We start from the raw sequence: 20,340 nt of genomic DNA on the forward strand, positions 1-20,340 counted from the left end.
TTCAATCCCTCATCAGCGCAGTGACACGGCCACCGGCATGGGGCGTGTAGTTGAGCAGGCGTGAGAGCTCATCGGCGCTGCCGCGCACGTGACCAAGCAGGCCATCGAAGTTGATGTGCCCAACTTGCGCGGTAGGGATGGTTACCCCCATGGCGGCAACGACTTTGCCGCTGTGATCACGAACCGGCGCAGCGATGGTCGAGATCGACGACTCGAAGAAACCTTCACCGCTGACAAAGCCGCGCTGACGGTCGCTCTGCACCAGATCGAACAGTTCCAGCACGGTTTTCGGCGTGCACGGCGAGTGCTGTTCGAGGTGTTCTTCCGGGTACAGATCGCGTAGTTCGGCCAGGCTCAAGTCTTCCAGCAGGATGCGCCCGAGCACCGTTGCGTGGGCGGGCAGGCGAGTGCCGACGTTGACCGCGCTGGAGAACACCGACGGCGGCGAGACCTTGGCCACATAAACAATCGAGCGACCGTCACGCACCACCAGGTTGCTCGGATAGTTAAGGTGGTCGCACAGGCGTGCCAGCAGCGGTTGACCCAACTCGGTCAGTTCCAGCGACGCGAGGTATTCGAAGCCCAGGCGCAGCACCGACATGCCCAAGCGATATTCGTTGCCACTACGGGTTACGAAACCCATGGTTTCCAAGGTGGTCAGCAGGCGGAAGATGGTCGAGCGCGGCAGTTCCAGGCGGCGTGCCAGCTCCGGTGCCGTCAGAGTACGGTTCTGCCGGCTGAACTCGCACAGCAGCAACAGGCCGCGCTCAAGGCCGGGGACGATGTATTTATCCTGGTTGTCTTTCAACAGATCCGAATCATTCATAGCGCAGTACCTGTCAGTGAGACGTCGAGTGCCTGGGCAAGCAGGGTTGCCACGGCCTCGGGTTGTTCGATCGGGCTGGCGTGGCCGGCCGCGGCGATCAGATGAAACGCAGCGCCCAGGGTGTCGGCCAAGGCGTTGCAATCGGCGGCGGTGGTGATGCTGTCGGCGGCCCCGCAGTGCACTTCACAAGGCACAGCATGGTTCGCGTAGCGCAGCAGTTGGTCGCCACACAACAGTTCGATGGCCTGGCGGTAGCCTTGGGGCAGCAGGCGGGCCATATTCCATTGCACCCAGGCGCGCGCATCGCTGCTGGCCGCTGCCGAAAGCATGTGTGCGCTGCGTTGTTCGGCGAGCGTGGCGATGCCCAGTTGCTCCAGCGCCTGCAAGCGCTTGCTGCGGACCTCATCGGCCTGCGCCGCGCGTGCCGGGTCACCGTAGCCCTGCGCCGGGCTGAGCAGCACCAGGCGGCTGACCCGTTCGGGGGCGTTGCTGGCAAGCGCTGCAGCGGTGATGGCGCCCAGAGAGTGACCGACCAGCACACAGCGTTCGATGTCCAGTGCATCGAGCAACTGGCGCAGGCGCCGGGCGTAGTCCGGTGCCTTGGGTGCCGGGTCATGCAACGGGCTGGATTGCCCATAACCGGGTGCGTCCCAGGCGATTACCCGTGCTTTGCCACTCAATTGCACGGCCACCTGCAGCCAGGACGCGGCCCCTGAACCGATGCCATGCAAAAGAACGATGGCCGGACCCTGTCCTGCTTCACGTATCGCTTGCGTGCGCTCGTTCAGTTGCACCAGGCGCAGCGGGAAGTGTTGCTCCAACTGGGCGTGCAGCGCGAGGGTCGGAGTGTCGGTGGCGTGCAACATAGCCTTACCCGCGCTTGATCGAGGCCAGCGGGTGCGCTGGCGGATAGGTTGGCGTGACCGGCTTTTTCGCCCCGAGCATCACGCACATCAGCGCATCTTCGTCACCGATGTTGATCTCTTCGCGGTAGACCCCTGGCGGTACCGAAATCAGGTCGCGGTCGGTGAGGATGGTTTCGTAGCGCTCGCCATCTTTCTCGATGATCACTTTCAGCTTGCCGCGCAACACGAAGAACACTTCCTCGACGTCGGTATGAATGTGCGGTGGGCCTTCATGGCCGGCCGGGATGACCATGGTCGAAAAGGTAAAGTTCTCCGAGGCGATAGTGTTCATGTCGGTGTTGACCCCGGTGCCACCGGTGCCCACGTAGCGCATTTGGGCACGACGGAACTTGGGATCGAAGTCGGCCTGGAACTTCAGCGCATCCCAGTCGTACTTGCGGGTTTCATAGCGGGCGATGCGGGTTTGCATCCAGCCTGCCAGGTCGGTGCCTGCAGGTTGTTCCCAGGTCTTTGGCGCGTCGTTTTGAACGCAAAGGTCGGTCATGAATTTCTCCTTGGTCAGGGCATGACGAACCCGCCGTTGACCGGCAGGGTTTGTCCAGTGATGAAGCGAGACAGATCGGACAGGGCGAACAGCACGGCGCCACTGACGTCTTCTGGCAGTTGTGGGCGTTGAATGGCCCGTTGTTCGGTGTACAGCCGATGGCGCGCCTCGGGTACGTAAGCGGTGGCCTCCACCAGCACCAGGCCAGGGGCAATGGCGTTGACGGTGATGTTGTCGCTGCCAAGTTCACGGGCAAGGCTGCGGGTCATGGCGATGATTGCGCCCTTGCTGGCGACGTAAGCCAGCAGGTTTGGTGCTCCCCACAACGGCGTGTCGGAGGCCAGGTTGATCACCGCACCTTTGCCGCTGGCACGCAGGGCAGGCAGGCAGGCGCGGGTCATCAACCAGGTACCGCGTACATTCACCTGCATCACCTGGTCCCAGGTTTCGATATCCAGCTGCTCGCAGGTCTTGCCCCCGGAGTTGGTAATCGATGCGTTATTGACCAGGCCGTCCAAGCCGCCGAGTTCGGCAGTGGCTTGGGTGACGCAAGCGGTGATCGAATCGGGGTTGCCTAAATCGAGGGTGACGCCGCTGACCTGCAAGCCTTGCTCGCGCAGCTCGCAGGCAGCCTGCTGCACGCGCTCGGCAAGGATGTCGGCGATCACCACCCGTGCACCCGCCTGGCCGATGGCCTGGGCGAAGGCGTAACCGAGGCCGCGAGCACCACCGGTAACGAGCACGCGACGGCCTTCAAGCATGGTGTTGAATGGGCTCATCATTGGGTACTCAGCATGGCTTTGGGCAAGTAGTGAAGGACACGCTTCTCGGCCCAGACCACGGCGCCATAGGCCAGCACGCCGATCAGGGTAAGCATGACAATGGCGACGAAAACCCCGGCGGTGTTGCCCTGGCCCTCAGCGTCTACCAGCAGGAAGCCCAGGCCCTGATTGCCGCCGACCAGCTCACCGACGGTGACGCCGATCACTGCCAGGGTCGAAGCAATGCGCAGGCCGGAGAACAGCGCGGCCATGGCCGAAGGAAACTCCACTAGGCGGAAAATCTGCCAGCGGCTGGCGCTCATGGTGCGTACCAGGTTGATCATGTCCGGGTCTACGGTGCGGATGGCCGACAGCACGTTGATCATCACCGGGAAGAACACGATCAGAATGGCGATGAGAATCTTCGGATAGATGGTGTAGCCCAGCCACATCACGAACAGCGGGGCGAAGGCCACTTTCGGCGCGATCTGCAACGCCAGGATGTAAGGCGAGAGCATGGCTTCGGCCGATGGCGACAGGCCAAGCGAAACACCGATGGCAACCCCGAGCAGGGCGCCGAGGCCAAAGCCGACGATGATTTCGAAGGCAGTGATCAGGGTGTGCTCGAGCAGCGCGCTGGACTGCCACATGACCACGCTTTCTTGCGCGACCCGAGTCAGTTGCGGCATGACGAACTCGGGCATGCCGAGCAGGCCAGGACCCCATTGCCAGGTCAGCAGGAACAGGATCAGCAAGGCAATGCTGCCGAGCACGGAGGTGTTGAGATTTCTCATCGGGCTAATACCTTTTTATACATCCAGGCTTATTGCGCGGCCGTGGTGGTTTCGATGAACTGGTTGCTGTAGAGCTCGTCGAGCTTGGGTTCTCTGGCGACGATGCCTTCGCTGACATAGAACTTGCGTACCGTGTCCAGTCGTGCGGGATCGATTCGGCCGAGCACGGGCTGATTGGCGTAGACATGCTCGACGTAGAGGCGGAAGGTTTTCTCCAGCGCCGCTTCCTTGCCGGCGTAGGCCGGGACGGCTTTGGCGAACGTCGCAGCCGCAGCTTTCGGGTCCTGAATGATGTCGTGCATGCCCTGCAGGGTGGCCTGGACAACGCCTGCGACAATCTTTGGCTGATGCTTGATGGCGTCATCGGAAGCCAGGATGGCCTGGGCCATGCTTTCGAAAATCTGTTCCTGAGGAATCAGGTTGATCTTTAGCCCGGCCTCTTCGGCATTGACCACCCAGTCCGGTACACCGGCCATGGCCTGCGCCTTGTTTGCCGAGAACAGCTGCCAGACGCCCGAGGGGCCGGCGGCCTGGATGTCGACGTCGGTTTTACTCAAGCCAGCTTTGCGCAAGGATGCGAGGAGGGCGTAGTAGGTCGTGTCGGAGTACGACATCACGGTCAGGGTCTTGCCCTTGAGGTCCTTGACCGACTGAATGTTCTCACCGGCATTAGTGGCGATCATGGTCACACCGCCGGCACCGAGCACGGCCACGGCGCGTACCGGAATACCGTTGGCACGAACCACAATCGGAGTGTCACCGATGGCGCCACCGAGCATGGCATTGCCGGCGCCGATCTGTTTGGCGACATCCACACCGCCCTTGGCGGCGATAAAGGTCAGGTCCAGGTCCCTGGCACTGTAATAGCCCTTTTCCTTGGCAATGATCCACGGCGCAAAGGCCGGGGAGTTGGGGGGCGCGGGCAGCAGGTAAGTAACCTTGGTCGGCTCTGCCTGGGCAGACACTGCCAGAGCAAGCCCCAGGGTAACGAGCGAAGTCTGCGCAAGGCGTTGCAGGGACTTGAACATGCGTACTCCTTAATCGGTTGATGGGCCGTGAGGCGTTGATCAATGCAATTCGGTGTCTTCGCCGACTTTCAGCAGTTCCATCAGGCGCCCAGCCAGGGGGCCGATCTCCGGTAACTTGCGGCGTTCAAGCGGGTTGTCGCGAAACGGCAGGTCGATATCGATCTCTTCGATGATGGTGCCGGGGCGGGCACTCATGACCAGCAGACGGTCGGACATGGCAATCGCCTCGACCAGGTCATGCGTGATAAACAGCGCAGTTTTTTTCTCTGCGTAGAGCATCTTTGCCAGATCCTGCTGGAGGATCATCTTGGTTTGCGCATCGAGGGCCGAGAACGGCTCATCGAGGAACAACACCTGCGGATCGACCGCCAGGGTTCGGGCCAGCGCTGCACGCTGGCGCATGCCGCCCGACAGCTGGAACGGGTAGTGGTCGGCAAAGCCTTGCAGATGGCAGCGGTTGAGCAGATCTTCAGCAATGGTCTGGCGTTGGGCTGCGGGCATGCCCTGGATTTCCAGGCCCAGCTCGATGTTGCGGCGAATGCTGCGCCACGGCATCAGCAAATCCTTTTGCAACATGAAGGCGACCTTGCGCACCGGTCCGACCACGGCTTCACCCCCGACGAAGACTTCGCCTTCGCTGGGGCGGTAGAGGCCCGAGCCCATGTTGAGGATGGTGCTTTTGCCACAGCCGGACGGGCCGATGATCGAGACCACCTCACCGCGACGAATCTTGAAATTCACCTCGCGAATGGCGAAGGGCGCCTCGGACTTGCCTTTGGCTGGGAAACATTTGCCGACATTGCGAAATTCGATTTCGGTCGGCTCCAGGTCTTCCCTGGAGCGTGGCGAATTCCATTGAGGGGTGATTGCGTACATCTCTTTCACAGCCATTGGGGAAGCTCTCTGGTCTGTTTTATAGGTGATACGCGGTTTAGTGCATGAACAATGCCAAGTGACTTGTCATCGTGTTTTATTTAAAAAATACTTATTTATTAATGACTTATACAAAGTAAGCAAAAAGTAAATTGTTTTATATATGAAACAAGGTTTTCTATATGGCACGAAATTGCACAGCAATTGCGCTGGGCGATTGCTGATGCAATAAGAAAGGGCTTTTTCGGTAACGGATTTTAGCTAATGGTTTCGTAGGTGAAACCACGGCGAAGGGGCCGAAGAGACGGCCACTACGCGAGTGATATGTTCAGTGAGCCTTGGCGGGCTTGAGCACCAGCCACAACGCCAACGCGATCAACACACCGCCATACAAGTGCGCCATCGACAAGGGCTCATCCAGCAGCCAGGCGCCCCAGAGCACCCCGAACGCCGGGATCATGAAGGTGACGGTAGTGGCCTTGACCGGCCCGATTTCGCTGAGCAGGCGAAAGTAAAGAATGTAGGCAAACGCGGTACACAGCAGACCCAGGCCCAGCAACGACAGCCACACCTGCCAACCGCCCCAGCTCGCCGGAGGCTCGGTCATCACGTTGTAGGCGAACAGCGGTAACAGCAATAAGGTCGCGCCCATCATGCTGCCCAGCGCCGACAGACGACTGTCCAGGCCGCCCTGCTGGTCGAGCCAGCGCCGGGCGAGAAACCCGGCAAAGCCGTAGCACGTGGTGGCTGCCAGGCACGAAAGAGCGCCTTGCATCAGCTTGTAGTCGAACTCCACCGGCCCAGCGCCGCTGAGAATACCGACCCCGAACAGGCCCAGGAAAATACCGCTGAGCTTGGCCAGGGTCATTGGCTCGCGGAAGAACAATGCGCCAATCAACACGCCCATCAACGGTGTTGTCGCGTTGAAAATTGCCGAATAACCGGCTGGCAGCACCTGGGCGGCAACCGAGTACAGGGTCGCCGGTATCCCCGAGTTGACCATGCCCAGTACCAGGCAGGCGCCTAGCTTGCCGTTGAAATTCCAGCGCACGCGCAGTAGGGCGAGTATCACCACCAGACCCAGGCAAGCGATGGAGACCCGGAAAAACGCCGTAGGCAGCGTGCCGAGCACTGGGGCAATGATGCGCATGAACAGAAAGCTTGCACCCCAGACAGCGGCGAGTATCAGCAGGCGGGTGATGGCGATGGGGCTCATGGGCTCTCCAGGTCCTTTGAGGCGGGGCGCGAGTTTACGCCAGAACCCGAGTTTGGCTCTCTCCCTTTCTTGCGCTGGAATTCTTGAGGCGGTGAGATTGGCCGACACGTCTGTGTCGCCGGGCTTCATTATGCCCTTTTCAGGGATAAAGCCCGTCGATAACTACGCCATCACACTTATGCAGACATCAAGGTCTCGCGGTATGGTTTTATCAAGTATCGCCTCGATCTGCGTAATTTGTGTTGGAGTTAGATCTACGACACCATCTTTTACACCCGCTTGAAGGGACGCCCAGCCAACCACTTCAAGCACGGCTTGGGTGAATTCTGGTTCTACGTCGAGTTCAAACTGCACGAATTCATTTTCGTGGCCATCAGGAAAAAAGCCTTCGATACATAAAATCATAATCACGCCTAACGCTTATTTTGGCCTTGTTCTTCCCGGTACTATAACGTGGAGCGTTAGCGGCTGGCTGTGGGGCGATTCCCAAATTCAAAAAGTTCAATGAAGGACGCTCAGCTAGTAGTTGCTGTACTGAAACTTGTGGGTCGGCGAGTTTGGCCGATACACCCGTATCGTCAGGCTTTCCCTGCCTACGGCGACTGGCTAAGCTCAAGCTTTGACATTCCTGCAGAGGTTCGATGTATGCCCCAGCACTGGCCGGCCGCCGATATCGCGCGGATGATCCTCGATGGCTTCGACGATTACCGTGAGCATTTTCGCCAGATCACCGTCGGTGCCCGCGCTCGCTTCGAGCAGGCGCAGTGGCAGCAGATCCAGAGTGCTTCGGCGGCGCGTATCAATCTCTATGAGGAAAAGGTCAGCGAGGTCAGTGACTGGCTGCACAAGGCGTTTGATCCTGAGGTGTTGTTGGATGTCGCCCAGTGGCCGCTGGTCAAAAGTGCTTATATAGGCTTGATCGATCCGCGCCTGGACGATGAGCTCTCGGAAACCTGGTACAACTCGATTTTCTGCAGTCTGTTCAGCCATGACCTGATCAGCGACGGCTGCATGTTCATTCACACCACCCGGCCATCATTGCGCAGCCACGAACGGGCCGCGCAAACGCGCACCTATCATCCGCAAGGCAGCTTGAGCAGTGTGCTGGCGCAAGTCTTTGACGATTACTGTTTCGACGTGGCGTATGGCGACCTTCAAGGTGACCTGGCTCGGTTGGAAGGACAGTTGCGCGAGAATTTGCCGGATTGGGTGTGCAAGGACCCGGCGCTGGCGGTGGAACTGTTTTCTCCGGTGTTGTATCGCAACAAAGGCGCCTACCTGGTCGGACGCCTGTACACACAGGATGAGCAGTGGCCACTGGTGATTCCTTTGTTGCACCGCGAGGGTCATGGCATCGAAATCGATGCACTGATCACCGACGAAGCGGAAGTGTCGATCATCTTTTCCTTTACCCGTTCGTATTTCATGGTGGATGTTCCGGTGCCCGCCGACTTTGTCGGCTTTCTAAAACGCATCCTGCCGGGCAAGCATGTTGCCGAACTCTATACCTCTATCGGCTTCTACAAGCACGGCAAGTCGGAGTTCTATCGTGCGCTGATCAATCACCTGGCCAATACCGATGACCGTTTCATCATGGCGCCGGGTGTGCGCGGCATGGTGATGAGCGTATTTACGCTGCCGGGCTTCAATACCGTGTTCAAAATCATCAAGGACCGCTTTTCGCCGTCCAAGAGTGTCGACCGGGCGACGGTGATCGAGAAGTACCGGCTGGTGAAAAGTGTCGATCGGGTCGGACGTATGGCCGATACCCAGGAGTTTTCCGATTTCCGTTTCCCGTTGAGCAAGTTTGAGCCTGAGTGCCTGGCGGAGCTTTTGGAAGTGGCGCCCTCTACGGTGCAAGTTGAAGGTGACACCGTGCTAGTTCGGCACTGTTGGACGGAACGGCGTATGACGCCGCTCAATCTTTATCTGGAGAATGCCAACGACGCTCAGGTGCGCGAGGCGTTGGAAGATTATGGTCTGGCGATCAAGCAACTGGCGGCAGCGAATATTTTTCCCGGCGATATGTTGCTGAAGAATTTTGGCGTTACTCGGCATGGTCGCGTGGTGTTCTATGACTATGACGAGATTTGCTTTCTGACTGAGGTGAATTTTCGATACATCCCGCCAGCGCGGTATCCCGAGGATGAGATGTCCGGTGAGCCGTGGTATTCGATTGGGCCGCACGATGTGTTCCCCGAGGAGTTTCCCCCGTTTTTGTTCGCCGATAGTGGCCAGCGGCGGCTTTTCAGTCAGTTGCATGGCGAGTTGTATGACGCTGACTATTGGAAAAGTCTGCAGGAAGCGATTCGCGGGGGAAAAGTGATTGATGTGTTCCCGTATCGGCGCAAGGCCCGGGAGTGTTGAGCTCAAGCCCGCGGGGAACACAGTGGTAGCGGGCTTGCTGTTTAGCTTTTCAGGCATTTGAGGTCGCTTAAGTCTTTTTGCACCTGGCTCAGCCGTTGTTCCAGGTGTTGGCGTTGCTGGGGAGTGCTCTGGGCGATCAGGTCAACCAGCAACTGCCGGGCGGCTTGTTCTGTACGTTGGTAGGCCACGCGGTATTCGGGGGTCCAGAGGCTTTCGCGATTTTTCAGTAGTTGCTCGAGCTGGGGCTCGAAATTGGCGCTTTTACGCTGCTCCATGAGTCCGCTGAAGTGCGCCTGCCAGTTCGCTCGATTGGCAATCCACTGGCGGTTCTGTTCGCCCAGGCTCTGCGACCAGGTCACTATCCGCAGTTGTTGCTGCGCAGTGAGTTCACCCAGCCAGGGGGTAAGGCGCTTTTCCATGCGTTCGCTACGTGCTTCGATTTGACGGGCAAGGGGTGTTTTGACGAATTTGGCCTGGCGTTCGCGGATGTCGTCGCTGAACGCCTGGCGCATTTCGCGTACTTGATCGTCGTCCATGGCACTTAGCAGTTGCGCGGCGGAGGGGGTGATCTGGTCCGCAACTTTGGCAATGGCCTGCTTGGCTTCTTGGGTGCGCAATTGCAGTTGCGCGTCGGTGACCTGATCATCAGCGACCATTTGTCGGACTTCATCGATCCAGGTCAGGTACCCGGGCAGTTGCGTGCGACAGTGCCAGGCCAGGTGCTGTTTGAGGCGCTGGTTGAGCCAGGTCTTTTGCTGGCGGTTCATGTCCAGGTAGTCGTTGAGCGACCAAGGCACCAGTACATCAAGGTTGCGATAGGCCAGGTCGATGCGGCTACACGCCACTACCAAGAGGGCAGGAGCGAGTAGCAGCAGGCAGGGGCGCAGGTACTTATGCAGGCAGGCGTACATGAGCGAATCCTTGCAGTGGCTTGCGTGTCTTTATAGAACAGCTTGGCTCATTGCGGTTCCTTTTGCCGGTTGGGTGTAGAATGCCTGGCTCGCAAAGAGGATTTCCGGAAATGGCTTTAGTTGGGCGTTACAACAGTTTGCAAATCGTCAAATACACAGACTTCGGCCTGTACCTGGACGGCGGCGCGGATGGTGAGATCCTCTTGCCCAACCGCTACATCCCGAAAGACACGCCCACCGAGGTCGAAGATTGGTTGAACGTCTTCGTCTATCTGGACAGTGAAGACAAGCTGATCGCTACCACGGAAAAGACCAAGCTACAGGTCGGCGAGTTCGCGAGCCTGAAGGTCAAGGAAATCAACAGCATCGGCATTTTCCTCGATTGGGGCCTGCCCAAAGACCTGTTGATGCCGTATTCCGAAGAAAAACGCCAGATGAAAGCCGGCGAATACTGCGTGGTGCACGCCTACCTGGACAAGCGCACTCGCCGTATCACCGCGACCGCGCGTCTGGACCGTTATCTGGATAAAGTGCCGGCTACCTATAAGGAAGGCCAGGAAGTTGATTTGCTGGTGGTCGAAGAAACCCCGATGGGTTTCAAGGCAATCATCAACAACAAGCACTGGGGCCTGATCCACAAGAACGAAGTGTTCAAGTACATGCGTTCGGGCAAGCAAGAGAAGGGCTATATCAAGGAAATGCGCAGCGACGGCAAAATAGCCTTGAGCTTGCAGCCGATTGGCCAGGACCTGGCCAACAGCTTGAACGACAAGATCCTGGCCAAACTCAAGGACGCCAATGGCGTGCTGCCGGTCAGCGACAAGAGCGATCCGCAGGTGATCAGCGATATGTTCGGGGTCAGCAAGGGCAACTTCAAGAAGGCCATCGGTGCCTTGTACAAGGATGGCCACATCGTCATTCACGCCGACCGCATCGAACTGGTCTGATCAGGCCTGGCGAAAGCCTGCAAAGTTCAGGTTTTCGCCGCCTTGACGAATGTCCTGGAGCAGCGAGTCGCGATCGGCGCTCAGTGCCAGACTGATGGTGGAGCGCCGCTTGCCGGGGTGGCGCACTTCCATTTTTTCCAGATGGGCCTTCAGAAAGTTCACCGGCACCTTCAAGTGCTGCAGCTCGTCGGTTTCGGGTGTATGCAGCAGCAGGTTGACCCAGTCGGCCGCCCCTTTGCGCAGCACCAGCTTCACCGGCACATCGAACCACCACAGGCTGCGCTTGCTGTCGAGCACGGCGAATAGGCTGTTGTCGCTGGAGAGCACCGGTTTTCCCAGCTCCAGGTTGCGACGGGCGATGGCGGCGGGTTTGTCGAGTTTCATGCAGGTTCCTACGGGTGACGCTTGAAAGGTCGACTATTGTGCTGGCAACGCGGCGAAACATAAAGCGGCGTAACGATTGAACCAGCGCCCAACAAATAATTGAAACTCCTGAACACAGCCGTTGGTCCACTGACTGTCGACTCTGACAACCCGTTTTTCCCCTTCAGGAGAACTCTCATGAGTGGCACCAAAGACAAAGTCAAAGGCATGGCCAACGAAGCAGTTGGCAACATCAAGCAAGGCGTTGGCAAGGCAACCGACAATGATCGTATGCGCGCAGAAGGTGAGATGCAGGAGCGCAAAGGCGAGGTTCAACAAAAGGTCGGAGAGGTCAAGGACGCAGTGAAAAAGCCTTGATTGCTGTAGGCAAGGTTACGCGACGGCCATCCTGAGATGGCCGTTGTGCTATCTACGCCAATCAATCACAACGTTGGGCCAATCGTCGTTTAGACTTCAGTGCAAAGCTTATTGAGGCGCCGTGCCCATGATTTTCGAGCGGCGAAAGGAGACGCTATGATTTTTCCCGCCTTGCGCGGCTTGCCGTTGCATCGAGTGCTGGTACGCACCGTTAAGGAATTTCTCGACGACGAGATGTCGACCTATGCCTCGGCCCTTGCTTATCAGATGTTGTTCTCGCTGTTTCCCTTCCTGTTGTTCCTGATCGCTTTGATCGGCTTTCTGCACTTGCCTGACTTTTTTTCCTGGCTGCGTCTGCAGTCAGAGATGGTATTGCCACCACAGGCATTGGAGCAGGTCAATCCAGTCATTGACCAACTGCAGCAGTCCAAAGGTGGCTTGCTTTCGGTGGGTATCGTGATTGCTTTATGGACGGCATCTGCAGGTGTGCGCTTGATGATGAGTGCGATGAATGCCGCTTACGATGTGGTCGAAGGCCGCCCGGTGTGGAAGCGCATTCCACTGTCGGTGGTCTACACCGTGGGAATCGCGGGTATGTTGCTGGCCGCCGCAGCATTGATGGTGCTCGGGCCGCAAGTGATGGAGTGGATCGCCTCGCAGGTCGGCATGCAGGAGTTCATCGTGACCTTGTGGACGATCCTGCGTTGGCCGGCAATCATCATTTTGATGATGGTGGCGGTGGCGTTGATCTATTACGTAATGCCCGATGTAAAACAGGAGTTTCGTTTTATTACCCCAGGCTCGGTACTGGCGGTGGTGGTATGGATCATCGCTTCGTTGGGGTTCGGCTATTACGTCAAAACTTTCGCTGACTACAACGCCATGTACGGCAGTATCGGTGCGATTATTGTTCTTCTGTTGTACTTCTATATTTCCGCCGCGGTGTTGTTGTTGGGGGCGGAAATGAATGCGGTCATTGAACATATGTCCGTCGAGGGCAAGGATACCGGTGAGAAAGAGGCCGGAGAGAACGTCCAAGAACATGATAAAAAGCATGTTTCCGGGTTGGGTCGCGATCATTCGCTCGATCACTCGGCTACTTCGCAAGATGAACCCGTGAGACGTACTTCCCATGATTCGTGACATTCTGAAAATGGGCGACGAGCGCTTGCTGCGTATCGCTCCACCGGTGCCTGAGCAACTGCTTGCCAGTGCTGAGCTCGAACAGTTGATTGCTGACATGTTCGAGACCATGCGCCATGTGGGTGGCGTTGGCCTCGCCGCCCCGCAAATTGGTATCGACCTGCAATTGGTCATTTTTGGTTTTGAGCGTAGCGAACGCTATCCCGACGCCGAGCCCGTTCCCCAGACCATCCTCCTCAATCCGTTGATCACGCCTTTGGACACCGAGGTGGAAGACGGTTGGGAAGGGTGTCTTTCGGTTCCGGGCCTACGGGGTGTGGTGCCGCGCTTTCGACGCATTCGCTACCAGGGGATTGATCCTCAGGGCCAGGTAATCGATAGGGTCGCGGAAGGTTTCCATGCCCGAGTGGTGCAGCATGAGTGCGATCACTTGATCGGGCGGTTATATCCGTCACGTATTCATGACTTCAATAAGTTCGGTTACACCGACGTGCTGTTTCCCGGCCTGGATCCTGCCAGCGACGATTGAACCCGGGCCATGGCTAACAGCTGTTTGCTGCGCTGGTAACGAGCCAGGCGCTCAGCCAGTGCGGCGGGCAGGTCAATGCACAGGTCGAAGCCTTGTCGCTGATAGAAGGCTACAAGTTCGGGGTGGCAGAACAACCAAGTCATTCCTTGCGCGTCTTGCGTGGCCGTTCCAATCAACTGTTGAGCGATCCCTTGTGCTCTATGTTCAAGCGCGACCCAAAGTCCGGTCAGCCACAAACCGCCTGAAACCGGCGTCAGGCACATCGCTGCGACGATGTCTTCGCCACGGGCCACCCATAATTGCCCTTGAGCAGCGGCGCGCATGGACGAACCCTGGTTTTTATAGAATTTATTCAGTAATGGCCGCTCAAGGGCGGACAGCTGACAGTAGCGTAAAGTGGTCACGGCAATCGTCCAGCGCAAGGCTCTGGCTTGGGCTTTTACAGGGACAACGTTCACCTGTCGAGGGTGAACATTTAAGTGGATTGTTACGGTTTTGGTAACAGTGATTGTCCGGCTTAGGGATTTAACCCTATTGGCCAACTTGTAAACTATGTTTGTCCCGACAAAAAAGTAGCAGCGGGACCGGTACTTCGTGTTATGTCAATGTGTAGATGTAACAACTTCTCCGCGCCCCTGTTGGCCAATGAAGTCAATCGATTAGTTTGATTGCTTTGCAGGCTTATTATTATGAAAAGTTTACTTGTTCTTGCCCTTGTCGGTATGTCTTCTTTCGCCTTGGCTGATGAAGTTAAAGTCGCCAATGTACAGCCGGTAGTTGAGCAGTATGATTATTCGACCAACTTGGATATTGCCAAGGTTATCAGCTTGTCGACCATTCCCAACGTTTGTGAAGTGGTGCCGGCAACCATGGTTTATGAAGATCACCAGGGTCAGCGCCACACCCTCGAATACCGCGCCATGGGTAATGGTTGCAGCAACGGCTGAGCCCAGCTCAAGCGTATTACCATTTTACGGTTTTTCGCGCTCCAATAGCTGACGCTTTCGTTCGACGCCCCAGCGGTAACCGGAAAGGTTACCGTCACTGCGCACCACCCGGTGACAGGGGATGGCCACGGCGAGGGCATTGGCAGCGCATGCTTGGGCCACCGCACGTACCGCTTTGGGTGCGCCGATACGCTGGGCTATTTCAGCGTAGCTTGCCGTTGCCCCGGCCGGGATCGTGCGCAGTGCTTGCCAGACGCGCTCTTGAAAGGCTGTACCGCGCAAGTCCAGGGGCAAATCCAGGCCGATTCCGGGCGCCTCGATCAATCCCACCACCCTGGCCACCAGAGATTCAAACTCGCTATCACCGCCGAGCAGATTTGCCTTGGGGAATTTGTCCTGCAGATCCTGCAGCAAGGCCTGTGGGTCGTCGCCCAGGAGAATCGCACAGATACCGCGTGCGCTTTGCGCCACCAGAATCGCCCCCAATGTGCACTGGCCGAGGGCAAAACGAATATCGGTATTGGCCCCGCCATTGCGGTAAGACCCCGGGGTCATGCCCAGGCGTGCGTTGCTCGACTCGTAGAAGCGGCTGTTGGAATTGAAGCCGGCTTGGTACAAGGCGTCGGTTATGGTGCTGGAGTGCTGCAACTGATTGCGCACTTTGTCTGCGCGGTGAGCCGAGGCGTAGGCCTTGGGCGTGACCCCTGTGATGGTTTTGAACACACGATGCAGGTGAAAAGGGCTCATGCTCAGTTGTTCGGCCAACTGATTGAGGCTGGGTATCGATTCGGCGTCCTCGATCAATTGGCAGGCTTGAGTAACCTTCGCCCGATGTTGCTCGGCCATCAGCGTCTGGTCGCCAACCTTTCGTTTGCTAGGTCGGTAACCCGCCGCTTCAGCTTGCGCCGGGGTGTCGAAGAACTCGACGTTGTCGATACGCGGCAGGCGCGAGCTGCTGCTGGGGCGGCAGTACACACCGGTGGTGCGCACGGCATAGACAAACTCACCGTCGGCCGCCGGGTCGCGGGCGAGCATAGCTTGCCAGCGTGGATCGGATTCGCTGATGGAGGATTTACCTTGGCTCATACCGGGAATCTCTTGATCAGTAGGGATGTGCTCAGGTTAGGACGGTCGTTGGAGGAAGAAACTCCGGCTCTTGCGTTCAAACTCGCGGATTGGGCACGCGCCACAGGTACCAGGCAGCGACCGTGCGGTAGGGGCGCCATTGCTCACCCAGTTCGAGCATTTGCCGGCGGCTCGGCTGCGCGTCCAGACCTTGCAGGCGACGGTAACCTTCACGCACGCCGAAGTCATCGACGGGCAGGATGTCCATACGTTCCAGGGTATAGATCAACAGCATTTCCACGGTCCAGCGGCCGACACCGCGCAAACTGACCAGGCGCTCGATCAGCGCTTCATCGGTCATTGTCAGTGCCTGCTCATGGTCTGGAACCACACCTTGCTGGCGCGCCTGGGCAATGCCCTGGATGGTAACCAACTTGCTCCCCGAGAAGCCGCACGCCCGCAGTTGCTCGGCTGGCGTGGCCAGTACTTGCTCGGGGCTGGGGAAATCACTGCCTGGATACAGCGCAAGAAAGCGCCCGAGGATGGCATCGCCCGCCTTCACGTGCAGTTGCTGGTAGGCAATGGCGCGTACCAGTGCCTGGTACGGGTCTCGCTCCGGGCGTGGCTGATGCAGGCATGGACCAATGTCCTGGACATGCGCGTCCCATTTCGAATCCAGCGTGCGCAGAAACTGCTCGGCCTCAGTGAATATCGTGTTCATGTCGCCTCCATGGCTTGGGCCACCCGCTCCAGAGCCTGTTTCAGTTCAGCGCGGCTGCTGGCGGCCGAAAGGCTGATGCGCACCGCCGGCAGTTCGCTCTGCTTTACGGCAAATACTTCTGCAGGCACCACTTCCACCGCGTTGGCCCGACAGCGTTGCACCAGCGTTTGTGCAGGCACCGAGCAGTTTACCCAGACATGCGGCGAGGGCGCCTGGCCATAGAGCCTGTCAGCACCCAGAATTCTGCGCGCCAGGCGCCAGCGCTGTTGTGTCTCGGCACGTTGCCAGGCCAGGCGCCGATGTGCAGTGCCGTCACTGATCCAGCGACAGGCTATCTGCAAATTCAGCGGCGATACCTGCCAGTGTGTTGCCTGGGCGTGCGGGTCGATCCTGGCCAGCAACAGCGAGTCAGCGACGATCCAACCCAGGCGTAGCCCCGCCCCGACTGTCTTTGACAGGCTGGTTATCAATATTCCCTGCGAACCCAGCAACGGCCATAGGGGCGGCTGATCGGTCAGTGCACCATACACATCATCCTCGACCAACAGCAGGTCATGGCGCTGGATGACCTGCACAATCGCCTGCTGACGTTCGCGGCTCATGGCGGCGCCCGTGGGGTTTTGCAGGCTGGGGGTGAGTACTACGAGCCGTGCACCGGTGGCGCGGGCGACGCGGTCCAGGTCGTCAGGCAGAATGCCTTCGTGGTCCTGGGCGATGCCATGCAACGGCAAACGCAATTGCCGGCACGCGGCCTTGATACCCGGAGCTGTCAGCGCTTCCACCAGCACGGGTTCTCCCGCCTGGCAGAGCGATAACAGAACACTGAACAGGCCTTGTTGAGCGCCGCCGCATAACAGCAATTGGCTGGCGTTCAGGTGCAGTCCCCGATTGGCTAGCCAGGTTGCTCCATGGGCGCGAGCCATCAGCAGCGCTTCGGCGTTCAGATAATGTTCCAGGCCGCGAACCGTGCCCTCGTGCAACAGTGCCTGCAAGGTGCGCTCAATATCCTGGTTGTCTGGATCGATCACCGGGACGTTGGTGGACAGATCGATCAGGCTTGGCTGCAGGTCTTTTTGCTTGAGATGAAACAGCGTTGCTTCTTTGCTGCCCGCCAGCACATAGGTGCCGCGACCCACTTCACCACTGACCAGATGGCGAACGGCTGCTTCACGGTACGCCTGTTGGGTGGTACTCGGGTTCAGCCCCAGGGCCCAGGCCAGACGCCGCTGTGGCGGCAGGCGTTCGCCGACTTTCAGCTCGCCACGCTCGATGGCGTCGGCTATGGCCTCGACCAAAGCCAGATAACGGGGTTGTTCAGTGGTGGGGAGGGTAGGCGTCCACATTTATTGTTGGCCATGCAATATAAGGTTTTACCCATACAATGGCCCGGCGCTAGGATCAGGTCAAACCTACTGTTGCCGAGGTGTTCCATGTTCGACCTGAATGACTTGCGTGAAGCTGCCCGCCTGGTACATGCCAGCGTGCCTGCCACTGCCCAATACGCCTGGCCCCGGTTGGCGCAGCGGCTGGGTTGTGAAGTCTGGGTCAAACACGAAAACCACGCCCCGACCGGTGCTTTCAAAGTGCGCGGTGGACTGCTCTATGTGCAATGGCTGCAGGCCCAGAAGCCACAGGTTCGCGGCTTGGTCACTGCCACTCGCGGCAATCATGGGCAGAGCATGGCCCTGGCGGCGCGCAAGGCCGGGTTACCGATTATCATCGTGGTGCCCCAGGGCAACTCTCGAGAAAAAAACGCGGCGATGCGTGCGTTGGGGGCTGAGTTGATCGAATACGGTGTCGATTTTGATCAGTCCCGGGAAGAAGCAGCCCGTCAGGCACAGTTGCATGACTATGAAATGGTGCCGTCATTCCATCCGCAACTCGTTCGCGGGGTGGCCACCTATGCCCTGGAATTGTTCGAAGCCGTGCACAACCTGGATTGTGTCTATGTGCCGATCGGCATGGGTTCGGGAATCTGTGGGCTTATTCAGGCGCGTAATCTGCTGGGGTTGAGTACCGAAATCGTGGGCGTGGTCTCCAGCGCGGCCGATGCTTTTGCCTCGAGTTTCGAGCAGGGGCGCATCGTTACCACCGCGACCGCCGATACCTTTGCCGACGGTATGGCGTGCCGAATTCCAGTGCCCGAAGCCTTCAATCTGGTTTACCAGCATGCCGCGCGCATCGTACGGGTGAGCGATGACGAAGTCGCTCAGGCAATGCGCATCTATCACGAAGATACCCATAACACCGCCGAAGGCGCTGGTGCTGCCGGCCTCGCTGCTCTGATCCAGGAGCGCGATCGCCAGCAAGGACGCAAAGTGGCGGTAATCTTGAGTGGCGCCAATATCGACCGGCAACGTTATGCACAGGTCTTGGCAGGCGACTGAAAAAATTGCAGACGTTGAAGCATTGGCGCTGTATGTGGGCGTGCAGGTTCTCACCGGGTACTGGCGCGTGCCCCAGGTCTGCCGGGGTAAAGGCAAGGTAGTTTTTCCAGTACAGCGCGCGTGTTTCCGCTTTAATAGCGCCTGCCTTCAACGCTGCCTATGGAATGCCCCATGCCTTTCTCCAATGGATTTCTTCTCAGTCTTTCCTTATGCCTCGATATTGGCATTGCCAATATCGCCATGATTACCCTGGCCATGCAGCGCGGGTTCTTCCAGGGCTTCTGGTTGGGGTTGGGCACGTGCGTTGGTGATCTTATCTACGCAGTGGCTGCGCTGGTTGGGATGACCGTATTACTGCAATTTGAGACGGTGCGCTGGGTGCTGTGGTTGGGCGGATCACTGTTGCTGGTATGGTTTGCCGTGAAGATGCTGTTGGCCGCTTGGCGCGGTGACGGCCAGGTACAAGCGGGGCAAGTGGTCGTGGAGTCGTCCTGGCGTGAGTTTCTGCGCGGGATTTTCCTGGCCATGTCATCACCGACGGCGATCCTCTGGTTTGCGGCTGTAGGCGGGGTGCTGATCTCTCGTTCCGGTGGTGGCAGTCTGCTTGAGGCTGGCCTGTTTCTGTCCGGTTTCTTTGCGGCAGGGCTCCTCTGGTGCCTGTCGCTGTGCTTGATCGCCAGTCACGGTGGACGGTTATTGGGTAATCGACTGCTGACGTGGTCGTATCTGCTTTCAGCGGCGATTTTCTGTTACTTCGCCGTCTATGTAATTGTTTCCGGCTATCGGGAATTCATCCTCGCCGTGCCTGCCGCCACAGCGGGTCTATAATCATTCGGGGTGCCCATTTGCAGGCGCCGACAGGCCGGAGGATCGTCGAGATGAAAGGTCTGGATGCAAAGAAAATGGCCAAGAAAAAGCCCCTCAAAAGCATTGATGAAAAACGTGCCGCCAAACGCGCCAAGCGCTCGGCCAACAGTGGATTCCTTCCATGACATCCATCAGGAGCCCCGCAAGGGGCTCCTTGTGGTTTCCAGGCACCGCGTTTTCCCGGCGCAAAAGTTTTCCTGCATCGTTGTCGATTTTTCCAGCAGCCATTCGACCATCTGTGAACGCACCGATTTGCTCGGCGCCTGACACTTATCGAATCTGTGAGGATAGGACCATGAGCAGCACTGCTGAAAACGAAGTACGCCAACTCATCGAGCGCTGGATACCTGCCGTTCGTGCGCGCGACATTCCCGCCATTACCGCCCCATATGCCGAAGATATCGTTGCTTTTGATGCCGTGAAAGAATTGCAATTCAAAGGCAAGGCAGCTTACCGCGCCCACTGGCAAGCCTGCATGGAACACTGTCCCGGCGACATGATCTTCGAGATGGAGCAACTGCAGGTTCATGCCAGCGCCGACCTGGCCTTTGCCCACTGGCTGAACCGCTGTGGCCCAGCCAGCGACGAGAGTGGTGAGGACAAGAGCTGCTACATGCGTGTCAGCGCCGGATACAAGCGCATTGATGGTCAGTGGATGGTCGTTCATGAGCATTGGTCGGCACCTTTCGATATGGAGACCGGCGCCGCGTTGTTCTCGCTCAAGCCTTAAGTTGAACGCTGACGAAATCGTGTCCAAGGGTGCCTGTTGCAGCGGCGCGACTTGCAGCCATGTTGGCATTTGCGCAG

At 58.2% G+C, this 20,340-nt stretch carries 24 protein-coding genes; 9 read left to right on the top strand and 15 right to left on the bottom strand.

Features of this window, described 5'->3' with window-relative positions; genetic code table 11:
- Position 1 precedes the first annotated feature (1 nt).
- The 9 genes from H8F21_RS20335 to H8F21_RS20375 form a co-directional block, all read right to left on the bottom strand.
- Positions 2 to 826: an IclR family transcriptional regulator gene (locus H8F21_RS20335; protein WP_136477671.1), complete on the bottom strand. Its 825-nt coding sequence runs from the start codon at positions 824 to 826 to the stop codon at positions 2 to 4.
- Positions 823 to 1,692, bottom strand: a complete 870-nt coding sequence (locus H8F21_RS20340) for an alpha/beta fold hydrolase (protein WP_203585213.1) — start codon at positions 1,690 to 1,692, stop codon at positions 823 to 825. The genes H8F21_RS20335 and H8F21_RS20340 overlap by 4 nt, the downstream gene beginning before the upstream one ends.
- 4 nt (positions 1,693 to 1,696) lie before the next feature.
- Complete coding sequence (locus H8F21_RS20345) at positions 1,697 to 2,236, bottom strand: cupin domain-containing protein (RefSeq protein ID WP_203475854.1); 540 nt, start codon at positions 2,234 to 2,236, stop codon at positions 1,697 to 1,699.
- Positions 2,237 to 2,250: 14 nt separating this feature from the next.
- Entirely contained in the window at positions 2,251 to 3,015 is a 765-nt protein-coding gene (locus H8F21_RS20350; RefSeq protein ID WP_203476428.1) for an SDR family oxidoreductase, read from the bottom strand.
- Positions 3,015 to 3,791, bottom strand: coding sequence for an ABC transporter permease (locus H8F21_RS20355; protein WP_203475853.1), 777 nt, complete (start codon positions 3,789 to 3,791; stop codon positions 3,015 to 3,017). Before H8F21_RS20355 ends, H8F21_RS20350 begins: the two co-directional genes overlap by 1 nt.
- A gap of 29 nt (positions 3,792 to 3,820) precedes the next feature.
- Positions 3,821 to 4,819 carry an ABC transporter substrate-binding protein gene (locus H8F21_RS20360; protein WP_203585214.1) on the bottom strand — a complete coding sequence of 333 codons (999 nt, stop codon included), beginning with the start codon at positions 4,817 to 4,819 and terminating at the stop codon, positions 3,821 to 3,823.
- Positions 4,820 to 4,858: 39 nt separating this feature from the next.
- Positions 4,859 to 5,695, bottom strand: a complete 837-nt coding sequence (locus H8F21_RS20365) for an ABC transporter ATP-binding protein (protein ID WP_236043145.1) — start codon at positions 5,693 to 5,695, stop codon at positions 4,859 to 4,861.
- A gap of 325 nt (positions 5,696 to 6,020) precedes the next feature.
- Positions 6,021 to 6,908 (bottom strand): DMT family transporter, encoded by an 888-nt coding sequence (locus H8F21_RS20370; RefSeq protein WP_203585215.1) that lies wholly within the window; start codon positions 6,906 to 6,908, stop codon positions 6,021 to 6,023.
- Positions 6,909 to 7,070: 162 nt separating this feature from the next.
- Entirely contained in the window at positions 7,071 to 7,313 is a 243-nt protein-coding gene (locus H8F21_RS20375; protein WP_136479005.1) for a pyocin S6 family toxin immunity protein, read from the bottom strand.
- Between the two features lie 240 nt (positions 7,314 to 7,553).
- Here H8F21_RS20375 and aceK point away from each other — a divergent pair, with 240 nt between their 5' ends.
- A complete protein-coding gene (aceK, locus tag H8F21_RS20380; protein ID WP_203475849.1) occupies positions 7,554 to 9,275 on the top strand; it encodes a bifunctional isocitrate dehydrogenase kinase/phosphatase in 1,722 nt (573 codons plus the stop codon).
- Between the two features lie 41 nt (positions 9,276 to 9,316).
- On the opposite strand, the gene H8F21_RS20385 is transcribed toward aceK, so the two are convergent.
- Complete coding sequence (locus tag H8F21_RS20385) at positions 9,317 to 10,186, bottom strand: DUF6279 family lipoprotein (protein ID WP_203541949.1); 870 nt, start codon at positions 10,184 to 10,186, stop codon at positions 9,317 to 9,319.
- Positions 10,187 to 10,296: 110 nt separating this feature from the next.
- On the opposite strand from H8F21_RS20385, the gene H8F21_RS20390 reads away from it, so the two are divergent.
- Positions 10,297 to 11,133, top strand: a complete 837-nt coding sequence (locus H8F21_RS20390; RefSeq protein WP_203475847.1) for a CvfB family protein — start codon at positions 10,297 to 10,299, stop codon at positions 11,131 to 11,133.
- On the opposite strand, the gene H8F21_RS20395 is transcribed toward H8F21_RS20390, so the two are convergent.
- Positions 11,134 to 11,517, bottom strand: a complete 384-nt coding sequence (locus tag H8F21_RS20395) for a hypothetical protein (protein WP_203585216.1) — start codon at positions 11,515 to 11,517, stop codon at positions 11,134 to 11,136. It lies immediately after the preceding gene.
- Positions 11,518 to 11,694: 177 nt separating this feature from the next.
- Here H8F21_RS20395 and H8F21_RS20400 point away from each other — a divergent pair, with 177 nt between their 5' ends.
- The 3 genes from H8F21_RS20400 (at position 11,695) to def (ending at position 13,546) form a co-directional block, all read left to right on the top strand.
- Complete coding sequence (locus H8F21_RS20400) at positions 11,695 to 11,874, top strand: CsbD family protein (RefSeq protein WP_136477660.1); 180 nt, start codon at positions 11,695 to 11,697, stop codon at positions 11,872 to 11,874.
- 156 nt (positions 11,875 to 12,030) lie between these two features.
- Positions 12,031 to 13,017, top strand: coding sequence for a YihY/virulence factor BrkB family protein (locus H8F21_RS20405; protein ID WP_203475845.1), 987 nt, complete (start codon positions 12,031 to 12,033; stop codon positions 13,015 to 13,017).
- A complete protein-coding gene (gene def / locus H8F21_RS20410; protein WP_203541946.1) occupies positions 13,007 to 13,546 on the top strand; it encodes a peptide deformylase in 540 nt (179 codons plus the stop codon). Before H8F21_RS20405 ends, def begins: the two co-directional genes overlap by 11 nt.
- On the opposite strand, the gene H8F21_RS20415 is transcribed toward def, so the two are convergent.
- The gene (locus H8F21_RS20415) at positions 13,498 to 13,968 is read right to left on the bottom strand and encodes a GNAT family N-acetyltransferase (RefSeq protein WP_236043135.1); all 471 of its coding nucleotides are present in this window, start codon (positions 13,966 to 13,968) and stop codon (positions 13,498 to 13,500) included. The two genes, def and H8F21_RS20415, sit on opposite strands and share 49 nt — an antisense overlap.
- Positions 13,969 to 14,235: 267 nt before the next feature.
- Between H8F21_RS20415 and H8F21_RS20420 the strand changes: the two genes are divergently transcribed.
- Positions 14,236 to 14,493, top strand: coding sequence for a DUF2790 domain-containing protein (locus tag H8F21_RS20420; protein ID WP_203585217.1), 258 nt, complete (start codon positions 14,236 to 14,238; stop codon positions 14,491 to 14,493).
- Between the two features lie 24 nt (positions 14,494 to 14,517).
- Here the strand turns inward: H8F21_RS20420 and ada are convergent, their stop codons facing one another.
- From ada to H8F21_RS20435, 3 genes are all read right to left on the bottom strand, one after another.
- Entirely contained in the window at positions 14,518 to 15,579 is a 1,062-nt protein-coding gene (gene ada, locus H8F21_RS20425; RefSeq protein ID WP_203585218.1) for a bifunctional DNA-binding transcriptional regulator/O6-methylguanine-DNA methyltransferase Ada, read from the bottom strand.
- 76 nt (positions 15,580 to 15,655) lie between these two features.
- Entirely contained in the window at positions 15,656 to 16,279 is a 624-nt protein-coding gene (locus tag H8F21_RS20430) for a DNA-3-methyladenine glycosylase family protein (RefSeq protein WP_203585219.1), read from the bottom strand.
- Positions 16,276 to 17,622, bottom strand: coding sequence for an aminotransferase-like domain-containing protein (locus H8F21_RS20435; protein ID WP_203475840.1), 1,347 nt, complete (start codon positions 17,620 to 17,622; stop codon positions 16,276 to 16,278). Before H8F21_RS20435 ends, H8F21_RS20430 begins: the two co-directional genes overlap by 4 nt.
- An 87-nt stretch (positions 17,623 to 17,709) precedes the next feature.
- Between H8F21_RS20435 and H8F21_RS20440 the strand changes: the two genes are divergently transcribed.
- The 3 genes from H8F21_RS20440 (at position 17,710) to H8F21_RS20450 (ending at position 20,263) form a co-directional block, all read left to right on the top strand.
- Positions 17,710 to 18,666 carry a threonine dehydratase gene (locus tag H8F21_RS20440; RefSeq protein ID WP_203541941.1) on the top strand — a complete coding sequence of 319 codons (957 nt, stop codon included), beginning with the start codon at positions 17,710 to 17,712 and terminating at the stop codon, positions 18,664 to 18,666.
- Positions 18,667 to 18,837: 171 nt separating this feature from the next.
- Positions 18,838 to 19,494 carry a LysE family translocator gene (locus H8F21_RS20445; protein WP_203475838.1) on the top strand — a complete coding sequence of 219 codons (657 nt, stop codon included), beginning with the start codon at positions 18,838 to 18,840 and terminating at the stop codon, positions 19,492 to 19,494.
- Positions 19,495 to 19,828: 334 nt separating this feature from the next.
- A complete protein-coding gene (locus H8F21_RS20450; RefSeq protein WP_203475837.1) occupies positions 19,829 to 20,263 on the top strand; it encodes a YybH family protein in 435 nt (144 codons plus the stop codon).
- Positions 20,264 to 20,340: the final 77 nt, after the last annotated feature.

This window comes from Pseudomonas arcuscaelestis (genome assembly GCF_016881005.1).
GTDB lineage: Bacteria > Pseudomonadota > Gammaproteobacteria > Pseudomonadales > Pseudomonadaceae > Aquipseudomonas > Aquipseudomonas arcuscaelestis.

Bases quoted from the DNA above. Each gene is read 5' to 3' on its own strand.
- H8F21_RS20335 (WP_136477671.1), bottom strand. From the start codon at position 826: ATGAATGATTCGGATCTGTTGAAAGACAACCAGGATAAATACATCGTC.
- H8F21_RS20340 (WP_203585213.1), bottom strand. From the start codon at position 1,692: ATGTTGCACGCCACCGACACTCCGACCCTCGCGCTGCACGCCCAGTTG.
- H8F21_RS20345 (WP_203475854.1), bottom strand. From the start codon at position 2,236: ATGACCGACCTTTGCGTTCAAAACGACGCGCCAAAGACCTGGGAACAA.
- H8F21_RS20350 (WP_203476428.1), bottom strand. From the start codon at position 3,015: ATGAGCCCATTCAACACCATGCTTGAAGGCCGTCGCGTGCTCGTTACC.
- H8F21_RS20355 (WP_203475853.1), bottom strand. From the start codon at position 3,791: ATGAGAAATCTCAACACCTCCGTGCTCGGCAGCATTGCCTTGCTGATC.
- H8F21_RS20360 (WP_203585214.1), bottom strand. From the start codon at position 4,819: ATGTTCAAGTCCCTGCAACGCCTTGCGCAGACTTCGCTCGTTACCCTG.
- H8F21_RS20365 (WP_236043145.1), bottom strand. From the start codon at position 5,695: ATGTACGCAATCACCCCTCAATGGAATTCGCCACGCTCCAGGGAAGAC.
- H8F21_RS20370 (WP_203585215.1), bottom strand. From the start codon at position 6,908: ATGAGCCCCATCGCCATCACCCGCCTGCTGATACTCGCCGCTGTCTGG.
- H8F21_RS20375 (WP_136479005.1), bottom strand. From the start codon at position 7,313: ATGATTTTATGTATCGAAGGCTTTTTTCCTGATGGCCACGAAAATGAA.
- aceK (WP_203475849.1), top strand. From the start codon at position 7,554: ATGCCCCAGCACTGGCCGGCCGCCGATATCGCGCGGATGATCCTCGAT.
- H8F21_RS20385 (WP_203541949.1), bottom strand. From the start codon at position 10,186: ATGTACGCCTGCCTGCATAAGTACCTGCGCCCCTGCCTGCTGCTACTC.
- H8F21_RS20390 (WP_203475847.1), top strand. From the start codon at position 10,297: ATGGCTTTAGTTGGGCGTTACAACAGTTTGCAAATCGTCAAATACACA.
- H8F21_RS20395 (WP_203585216.1), bottom strand. From the start codon at position 11,517: ATGAAACTCGACAAACCCGCCGCCATCGCCCGTCGCAACCTGGAGCTG.
- H8F21_RS20400 (WP_136477660.1), top strand. From the start codon at position 11,695: ATGAGTGGCACCAAAGACAAAGTCAAAGGCATGGCCAACGAAGCAGTT.
- H8F21_RS20405 (WP_203475845.1), top strand. From the start codon at position 12,031: ATGATTTTTCCCGCCTTGCGCGGCTTGCCGTTGCATCGAGTGCTGGTA.
- def (WP_203541946.1), top strand. From the start codon at position 13,007: ATGATTCGTGACATTCTGAAAATGGGCGACGAGCGCTTGCTGCGTATC.
- H8F21_RS20420 (WP_203585217.1), top strand. From the start codon at position 14,236: ATGAAAAGTTTACTTGTTCTTGCCCTTGTCGGTATGTCTTCTTTCGCC.
- ada (WP_203585218.1), bottom strand. From the start codon at position 15,579: ATGAGCCAAGGTAAATCCTCCATCAGCGAATCCGATCCACGCTGGCAA.
- H8F21_RS20430 (WP_203585219.1), bottom strand. From the start codon at position 16,279: ATGAACACGATATTCACTGAGGCCGAGCAGTTTCTGCGCACGCTGGAT.
- H8F21_RS20435 (WP_203475840.1), bottom strand. From the start codon at position 17,622: ATGTGGACGCCTACCCTCCCCACCACTGAACAACCCCGTTATCTGGCT.
- H8F21_RS20440 (WP_203541941.1), top strand. From the start codon at position 17,710: ATGTTCGACCTGAATGACTTGCGTGAAGCTGCCCGCCTGGTACATGCC.
- H8F21_RS20445 (WP_203475838.1), top strand. From the start codon at position 18,838: ATGCCTTTCTCCAATGGATTTCTTCTCAGTCTTTCCTTATGCCTCGAT.
- H8F21_RS20450 (WP_203475837.1), top strand. From the start codon at position 19,829: ATGAGCAGCACTGCTGAAAACGAAGTACGCCAACTCATCGAGCGCTGG.